Source organism: Streptomyces sp. CO7 (genome assembly GCF_053474865.1).
In genome coordinates this window covers 53,860-57,589 of record NZ_JBRIOU010000008.1, presented here as the reverse complement: position 1 = coordinate 57,589, position 3,730 = coordinate 53,860, and the positions used below count along the sequence as shown (strand labels likewise).

The window sequence follows — 3,730 nt, the reverse complement described above, 5'->3', positions numbered from 1 at the left end:
CTCACCACCACCCCGCACCCCACCGGCGCCGGCGACGTCCTCGCCGTCGACGCGCGCGGCGAGACCGCCGTACCGGGCGTCTACGCGGCCGGCAACGTCACCGACCCGAGCCTGCAGGTGCTGCCGTCGGCCGCCCAGGGCAGCCAGGTCGGCGCCATGATCGCCTTCAGCCTCGCCGACGAGGATCTGCGCGCCGCCGTCCGGCACTCGGGCGAGGAGGCCGACTGGGACCACCGCTACGGGGGTCCCGACCGGGCCTGGAGCGGCAACCCCAACGGCACTCTCGTCCACGAGGCCACCCCCCTGACCCCGGGCAGCGCGCTCGACGTCGGCGCCGGTGAGGGCGCCGACGCCCTCTGGCTGGCCGAGCGCGGCTGGAAGGTGACGGCCACCGACATCTCCGGCAACGCGCTCGCGCGGGTCCGCGCCGAGGCCGAACACCGCGGGCTCGCCGTCACCCTCGTCCGCGGCGACGTCAACGATCCCGCGCCCCTCGGCGCCGAGACCTTCGACCTCGTCTCCCTGCAGTACGGCTCGTTCAAGCGCACCCCCGACCGGCGTGGCCTGCGCAACCTGCTCGCCGCCGTCGCCCCCGGCGGCACGCTCCTGGTCGTGCACCACGACCTCACGTCGATGCGCGAACCGGTGGACGTGACGGCCCGGACCCGGATGTACGACCCGGAGGCGTTCGTCGGCGTCGACGAGATCGCCGCCGCGCTCGCCGCGGACCCCGGCACCTGGCACGTCGAGGCCCACGAGACCCGCCGCCGCCCCCCGGGTGCGGCCAGTACCCATCACGTCAGCGACGTCGTGCTGCGCGCGGTGCGACGCACGGCCTGAGGGTCTGCTCCTGGACGACGTGACACCGCCGGGTGACGCACCTCACAGGCCCCAACTGCCGCACGCGTACAACCCTTTCACCTCGCCGGCGATCAAGACTGTGCGGCCGCAGTGGCCGTGCGCGATGCGGGTCCGGCCGTCCGCCGCCCGCATCCGCCCGTCGACAGTCGACAACGGAGCCGCCTCATGTCCCATTACGCCCGCAGGAAGATGACGTCCGGCAAGAAGGTGACCCTGGGCGTCAGCGCCCTGGCCGCCTCCGGGCTCGCCCTCGGCCTGCTCGGCGCACCGTCCGCGATGGCGGGCGAGACCGGACCGGCCGGAGCGCTGGAGCGGAGCAGGGCCGCGGCCGCCGACGCGTCGGCGGCGAAGGCCGCCGCGCCCAAGGCCCTGTCCGCGAGCGGCACCGCCGCCTCCACCACCGTCTCCGGAGTCACCGTCAACGGCGGCAACAGCGCCGGTGTCGGGACGACGAACACGCAGACGATCACCGTGAAGTGGACGGTCAACGGCGGGTCGACGCTCTACGGCAGCGACGCGGCGCTCTGGCGTGGCACCGACCTCGAGGACGGGCTGGAGCAGTTCCTGCTGTCCGAGGAGTTCGGCGCGGACACCGACCCCTGCGTCCAGTCCGGCGCCACCACGTTCACGTGCACGACCACCTACAAGATCGACCCTCAGTACGACCTGACGAACGCGGACGCCGGAGCCTGGAAGATCTCCCTCTACGCGATCACCGACGCGGATACCTCCGTGGACACCGACAACGCCAAGACCTGGTACCTCAAGCGCTTGTCCCGGCTGAGCACCAACGCGGCCCCCGAGCCCGTCGCCAAGGGCAAGACGATCACGATCACCGGCAAGCTCGAGCGCGCCAACTGGGACACCCACAAGTACGCGGGCTACACCCAGCAGACCGTGCGCCTCCAGGAGCGCTCGATGACCGGCTCGTACGCCACCACCAGCAGCCACAGCACCGGCACCGGCAGCCTGGCGGGCGTCGAGACGCAGACGCGCACCGCCACCGCCGACCGCTGCTACCGCTACAAGTTCGAGGGCACCACCACCACGCCGCCGGTCACCGCCACCGGTGACTGCGTCGACGTGCGCTGAACCCCGACCTGACTGACCGCAGCGGGTCGGCGGGGCGACGAACCCCTGCCCGACCCGGTGTCTTCCGGCCCGGACCGCTTCAGCGGTCCGGGCCGGCCCGTTTCTCCGCTCCCGCCCGGACCGCCTGGAGGCGGTCGGCGGGTCCTTAGGGCAACGCCGAAGGGCCCCACCGCGAACGGTGGGGCCCTTCGACATCGTGCCCGGTGAGGCACTGGCGGAGGATACGAGATTCGAACTCGTGAGGGGTTGCCCCCAACACGCTTTCCAAGCGTGCGCCCTAGGCCTCTAGGCGAATCCTCCGGGAAGAACATTACATGACTCGAGACAGTGGTCGCGAACTCGTTCTCCCCGGCCGGATCGGGTACCCTGTGCGGAGCCCCTCACGTGGCGCTATCTGACTGAACTCCCCCAGGGCCGGAAGGCAGCAAGGGTAGGTCGGCTCTGGCGGGTGCGTGGGGGGCGCTTGCGTTCCCGGGGTCCGCGGCGGTCGCTGTGGGGCTGTCCACAGGCCCTCCGGTATGTCGGCGCTCGCCTATAACCTCGTAGGCGTGTCGTCTCTCGCGCTGTACCGCCGCTACCGTCCCGAGTCCTTCGCCGAGGTCATCGGGCAGGAGCATGTCACCGACCCGCTGCAGCAGGCGCTGCGGAACAACCGGGTCAATCACGCGTACCTGTTCAGCGGCCCGCGCGGCTGCGGCAAGACGACCAGCGCCCGCATCCTGGCCCGCTGCCTGAACTGCGAGCAGGGCCCCACCCCGACGCCGTGCGGCGAGTGCCAGTCCTGCCAGGACCTGGCGCGCAACGGCCCGGGCTCCATCGACGTCATCGAGATCGACGCCGCCTCGCACGGTGGTGTGGACGACGCCCGTGAGCTGCGGGAGAAGGCGTTCTTCGGCCCGGCGTCCAGCCGCTACAAGATCTACATCATCGACGAGGCGCACATGGTCACCCCGCAGGGCTTCAACGCCCTGCTGAAGGTGGTCGAGGAGCCCCCGGAGCACCTCAAGTTCATCTTCGCGACCACGGAGCCCGAGAAGGTCATCGGCACCATCCGCTCCCGGACGCACCACTACCCCTTCCGCCTGGTCCCGCCGGGCACGCTGCGCGACTACCTCGGCGAGGTCTGCGGCAAGGAGCAGATCCCGGTCGAGGAGGGCGTGCTGCCGCTGGTGGTCCGCGCGGGCGCCGGCTCGGTCCGTGACTCGATGTCGGTGATGGACCAGCTCCTGGCCGGCGCGGGGGAGGACGGCGTGACGTACGCCATGGCCACCTCGCTGCTCGGCTACACCGACGCCTCCCTGCTGGACTCCGTCGTCGAGGCGTTCGCCACCGGTGACGGTGCGGCGGCCTTCGAGGTGGTCGACCGCATCATCGAGGGCGGCAACGACCCGCGGCGCTTCGTGGCGGACCTGCTCGAGCGGCTGCGTGACCTGGTGATCCTGGCGGCGGTCCCGGACGCCGCGGACAAGGGGCTGATCGACGCCCCGGCCGACGTGCTGGAGCGGATGGCTGCACAGGCGTCGGTGTTCGGCCCGGCCGAGCTGAGCCGTGCGGCGGACATCGTCAACGAGGGTCTCGGCGAGATGCGGGGCACGGCCTCGCCGCGCCTGCAGCTCGAGCTGATCTGCGCCCGGGTGCTGCTGCCCGCCGCGTACGGGGACGAGCGGTCGCTGATGGCGCGGCTCGACCGGATGGAGCGGGGCATCAACTTCTCGGCGGGCGCGGGAGCGCCGGCCATGGGGTACGCGCCGGGACCCGAGGCGCACGGGCCCGCGGC

3 protein-coding genes, 1 tRNA gene and 1 other RNA gene are annotated in these 3,730 nt (G+C 72.1%); 4 read left to right on the top strand and 1 reads right to left on the bottom strand.

Going from position 1 to position 3,730, the window contains the following annotated elements; translation table 11 throughout:
- Both ACOV8S_RS25135 and ACOV8S_RS25130 read left to right on the top strand, forming a co-directional pair.
- Positions 1-840: methyltransferase domain-containing protein (locus tag ACOV8S_RS25135; protein ID WP_448320503.1), on the top strand; the 840-nt coding region annotated here is incomplete at its 5' end.
- Positions 841-1,026: 186 nt separating this feature from the next.
- Positions 1,027-1,953 carry a calcium-binding protein gene (locus tag ACOV8S_RS25130; RefSeq protein ID WP_448320501.1) on the top strand — a complete coding sequence of 309 codons (927 nt, stop codon included), beginning with the start codon at positions 1,027-1,029 and terminating at the stop codon, positions 1,951-1,953.
- A 212-nt stretch (positions 1,954-2,165) separates the two neighbouring features.
- Here the strand turns inward: ACOV8S_RS25130 and ACOV8S_RS25125 are convergent.
- Positions 2,166-2,253, bottom strand: a tRNA-Ser gene (locus ACOV8S_RS25125).
- Positions 2,254-2,324: 71 nt separating this feature from the next.
- On the opposite strand from ACOV8S_RS25125, the gene ffs reads away from it, so the two are divergent.
- Together ffs and ACOV8S_RS25115 are read left to right on the top strand one after the other, a co-directional pair.
- Positions 2,325-2,423: signal recognition particle sRNA small type (gene ffs, locus ACOV8S_RS25120), an RNA gene on the top strand.
- A 78-nt stretch (positions 2,424-2,501) separates the two neighbouring features.
- Positions 2,502-3,730: DNA polymerase III subunit gamma and tau (locus ACOV8S_RS25115; RefSeq protein WP_448320500.1), on the top strand; the 1,229-nt coding region annotated here is incomplete at its 3' end.